The sequence below is a fragment of the Pseudomonas sp. PD9R genome (assembly GCF_019200975.1).
GTDB lineage: Bacteria > Pseudomonadota > Gammaproteobacteria > Pseudomonadales > Pseudomonadaceae > Aquipseudomonas.
Window position 1 is genome coordinate 1 of sequence record NZ_JAHTMR010000038.1, and the last position, 4,886, is coordinate 4,886.

Annotated in this window: 3 protein-coding genes; all 3 read right to left on the reverse strand. The window is 51.4% G+C overall.

What is annotated here, in order from left to right:
• Window positions 1-218, reverse strand: a 218-nt coding sequence (locus KUF73_RS31205; protein WP_218441777.1) for a hypothetical protein, incomplete at its 3' end; no start/stop codon positions are given.
• 311 nt (window positions 219-529) lie between these two features.
• Window positions 530-2,875 carry an RHS repeat domain-containing protein gene (locus KUF73_RS31210; RefSeq protein ID WP_256345717.1) on the reverse strand — a complete coding sequence of 782 codons (2,346 nt, stop codon included), beginning with the start codon at window positions 2,873-2,875 and terminating at the stop codon, window positions 530-532.
• 807 nt (window positions 2,876-3,682) lie between these two features.
• Window positions 3,683-4,886: RHS repeat domain-containing protein (locus KUF73_RS31530; protein ID WP_305516117.1), on the reverse strand; the 1,204-nt coding region annotated here is incomplete at its 5' end.

A 4,886-nucleotide genomic window follows, 5' to 3' on the forward strand; every position in this document is an offset into this window, starting at 1 on the left:
CCATAGACCGTGGCCAGATTCGGCTTCGATGCCGTGCCCCACAACCGTGGGTCCCACGACTCACTTAACCGCCCCGCCGCATCAAAGCGTTGCCGGGTGATGCGCGGATCAATCACCGGGCTGTCGGGATGCCGGCAATAGCCCACGCTGCGGATCGCGAGGGTGCGCGGATCGATGACCGAGAGTGTTGGCGTGGCTGCGTGGTGGTTAGCGTTCACGGTATGGACGGTCCTTCGGTCTGGACGAGGAAAGACTGAGCCTTTTTCATGCTGATCGATACTGTAAAAAGTAACAGGTCGGTGTTTTTGAAACCGCGAAGATCAACAGATCGCAGCCTTCGGCAGCTCCTACATGGGTAGGCGTGCAACTGTAGGAACTGCCGCAGACTGCGATCTTGGCGGCAGGTAGAGAATTCATATTCAAACCCAAAGGGAAGCATTGAATGTCTGGGAATGAAGCAGGGCTTAGTATTGCTGGATATGGACCTTATGCCGCAAGTAAGCGGCATGAGCTACAAAACGTTAAACGTTTAGCTTCTCACTGGTGGTGGCCTTAACGTAAATTCATCAGATTTAAGTTTAAATCCTCCGGGCACTGCAATTTGCGGGCGATAAAAAGCATTAATAATTTCACTGACGTTTTCGAGTGGACGATCACTATCGCTCCACTCCACAACAGCGTCTTGAGTGGCTGAACTCAAGGAACCCAAATCAACAGCAATTTTTAACCCTAAGCCGACAAACATATCGTTACTATAAAACAACATATCCTCCACCTTATCTTCTCGCAGTCCAACCTTATCCCTAAAATCTTCTATATCATCTTTCAACCAGCTTAATCCCCCCCCTCGAAAAGGATTGACTTGGCGATATTTGGACCCCATCAGATCTGCTACTTTCATATGTGTATAATCTGACTTACTACCTAATTTTGCAAATGACGTGTGATAACGAAACCCCCCGAAACTCGATTTAGTCTTTTTTAATTCAGCACCAGCCTCCAGAGAAAAAAAAGAAAATTCATAAGTCCCATATTTCAGCATATCCTCCACCGTAGTATGACCTCTGTAGCCAAAATCTTCTTTTTCACGCTGCAACATCCCTACAGACTTAAAATGCACACCCTCCTGCGTTGTAAAGTCAGTATTGCTAAAATGCGCGATCAAATACTCATCCCACGAAATATTGGAAATGCGCTCGGCAAGCTTCGTCTGTTTCTCACTCTCAATTTCCCCCTCTAATGTGACAAGGTTTTTTTTTGAGATTCGCGCGATTGTTTCGAGGCCACTTTCAGAGCCTTTCATCAATCCCTTCCATACCCGCCCTTTTTTAAACATTCGATCGTAAGCATCCACCACATCAGTAGGCGGATTAGACATTGCTCCGCTTAAGTCTTGCCGCGTGATTGGGTTATTGCGGACGAAGCGGTATCGATTAAGGCCATCGACGTTACCCGCCGGGTCCGAACATACCCACCGTTGCAACCACGGCGCGTAATACCGATATCCATAATAATAAAGCCCCGTCGCATCCCGCTCTTTACCCGAGTAGTGGATAGTTTTGTAATTGGCCACCAACGCACTTTTCCCCGCCCAACAGGCCGTACCGCCGAAGGCGTAGTAGCGTTCCTGAGTCAGCACACCGGCCTCGCCGTCCAATTCCAACGTGCTAGAACGCAGATGATCGCTAAGGCTGTAGCGCAGTTGATCGTCATGAGCGCCATCGGGCCAATGCARSGYGCGYACGCWRCTGCGCCCTGCTTCGACATTGATGACATGCCGCTCTTCACCGTCGGCCTGTCGGTGGATTTCCAGATTGGGGAGGTAGCGGACTTCRGYGCGSAGGGTTYGGCGATTGGTTTGGCTGAAAWRRAYCTTKCGCARMCGATGGCCGGGGCGGTTGTAGCGGTAGCATTCGTAGTCGTCGGGCGCGTCTTCGCGCTGAACCAGAGTGACCTGACGTAACTGGTTGCGGCTGTCCCAGAGCATGGCTTGCCCACGTAGCAGTTCCCGTTGATTGCCGCAGGCATCAAAACCCACAACGATATCGGCCTCTYCCGGCAGCGARCCGTCGTCCCGYTGCGCCAGGCTTCGGTTGCTGCTSGCSGARGTGAACATCGAGAAACCGGRMGCACCGSYRTGSTGGCGAGTAATCAGATTGCCGGCSCGGTCGTACTCGAATTKCTGGGTGTAATTACGTCGCTGGTTGGGGTCCAGCGGTGTGGGCAGAAGCTCCGGTAATGCCGGRCCRTGGCTGGGCGAGCTGACTTCCCAGCCCTTGGCTTCRACCAATTGATAGAGGCTGTCGTARCGGTARCGGTTGATCGGGTCGATACGCTGGTTATTGAAATGCGTCACGGCTTGGGACGTGTCTTCTATTGCGACGATATTGCCTGTCGCGTCGTAGACATAATTCAGATCCTGTAAYGGCTTCTGACTCCCAACTGCGGCCACCAGTYTGATCAATCGACCGTCATCGGCAGCGTAYTCRGCACAGGTCACCACRCCATTGCCGGCGGTTTCGCTTTCGATCTGGTCATGGGCGTTGTAACGAATATCGCTGACCAGGCGTTGCGGTTGTTTGCCCTCACCAGCCAGTTGAAGCCAGGCCTCACTCAGCTTGCCCGCGATGTCGTAGCCRAAGGTTTGGGCATTGCCCATGGCATCGATCTGACGCTGAGTTTCGCCGGTCGGGTTGAAGGAATAGCGAGTGATGAATGACTGATCTTCCAGGCACCGATTTCGGGCATCGAATTCGATTGGCCAGTCAGGTGTTTCGAGGTCTATCAGGAAGCGCCGAGCTTCGATCAATACCGCCCCGGCAAGCCCATACTCAGGAAAGATTTGGTTGCCGGCGGGATCGTCGTGGCGRRTCAAYTGYCCGCACTGATTGCGCTCTGCAAAAGTTGGATCTGCGYCRGCATAGGTCAGTCGCTCCACTACGCGGGGCACNTYCYCAWAGGGCCTGCTCCGTRACCSCRACTGGACGTAATTGATCGTCATATTSGGTRTGACGCTGACTGCCTCGTGCATCCCAGAACCAACAGGGCAAACCGGTCTGATCCAGCAGGCTCAACTGCCACCCGGCATCGACGCTGTCCGTCAGCAGCGGCTGAGCGCTCAAACCATAGACCGTGGCCAGATTCGGTTTCAACGCCGTACCCCACAACCGAGGGTCCCAYGACTCACTTAACCGCCCCGCCGCATCAAAGCGTTGCCGGGTGATGCGCGGATCAATCACCGGGCTATCGGGATGCCGGCAATAGCCCACGCTGCGGATCGCGAGGGTGCGCGGATCGATGACCGAGAGTGTTGGCGTGGCTGCGTGGTGGTTAGCGTTCACGGTATGGACGGTCCTTCGCTCTGGACGAGGGAAGACTGAGCCTTTTTCATGCTGATCGATACTGTAAAAAGTAACAGGTCGGTGTTTTTGAAACCGCGAAGATCAAMAGATCGCAGCCTGCGGCAACTCCTACATGGGTAGGCGTGCAACTGTAGGAGCTTCCGCAGGCTGCGATCTTGGCGGCAGGTAGAGAATTCATATTCATACCCAAAGGGAAGCATTGAATGTCTGGGAATGAAGCAGGGCTTTGCATTGCTGGATATAGAGCGGGCCTGCCGGCTCTCACTTAGACGTTAAACACTTGAAAATAACGCTCGAATGTTCCTCACCCCTATATTCCATCAATTTCTATCCATCGCTAGTGAAAGGCGCTCAATCCCTGAAATTCCCAGAAACTGTAAATTTGCTGCATCTCTATCCCTATCAGTTTCAAAAACGATTTTCTCTACACCTTCCCAATACATAGGAGAATGCGATTGCCACTCTACATATGTTAGATCACCAATAGATTCACGCAAATTCAACTCCCCGGGAGAACTATTCCTTAAAAAATTCACCATTGCACTCGGAAGGGAGTAAATAACTGGATAATAATTTCCAACGACAGACAAATGGTCGAAAGTAAACCTCCCACCCAAAACCTTGCCTTGAAGCGAGTCCTGTCCGGTGAATGTCATATATTCCTTGTTTTGTTCCTTAAAAATAAATGCGCCTCTGCCATAAAAATTGGCACTCCCTGCCGAATCAGAAAAATCCACAATTTGCAGTGCTCCATACACCGGGCGAAGATATGAATTAAAATTTTCTCGTTCGGGTCCTCCGCTGATTTTCATCAACTCCACAGGTGAGTTCCTATAATCAAACATCGAATATTCTGCCGAATTTTTGTTGCTTATGCCGCTTTGGGGTAGCATTGATGCCCATGCATTCATCATGGAGGGTCCTTTAAATCGGTAAGTGTCCTCAGGATTAAAGTTAAACGATGGAGGAGCAAGCTCTAACAGCGTTTTTATCTTCTCAAGAAGTTCTCCTACATTTTCGGCACGCTGACTACCGGTCACTTTCATCAAATTGTCTATTGCCCTTTCTTTGTCCGACTCTTTTCTAGCAATAATAGTTGGAAACAAATGCTGTTTAAAATGCATCTGGCCAGCAGTAATGGCCTCATCGTTAGACGTGGATGAACGCATCGCCCCCGCCAAGTCAATATGAATCAATGGGGCATTACCCACCATAGCAAACAGATTCTGACCATCGACGTTACCCGCCGGGTCCGAACATACCCACCGTTGCAACCACGGCGCGTAATACCGATATCCATAATAATAAAGCCCCGTCGCATCCCGCTCTTTACCCGAGTAGTGGATAGTTTTGTAATTGGCCACCAACGCACTTTTCCCCGCCCAACAGGCCGTACCGCCGAAGGCGTAGTAGCGTTCCTGAGTCAGCACACCGGCCTCGCCGTCCAATTCCAACGTGCTAGAACGCAGATGATCGCTAAGGCTGTAGCGCAGTTGATCGTCATGAGCGCCATCGGGCCAATGC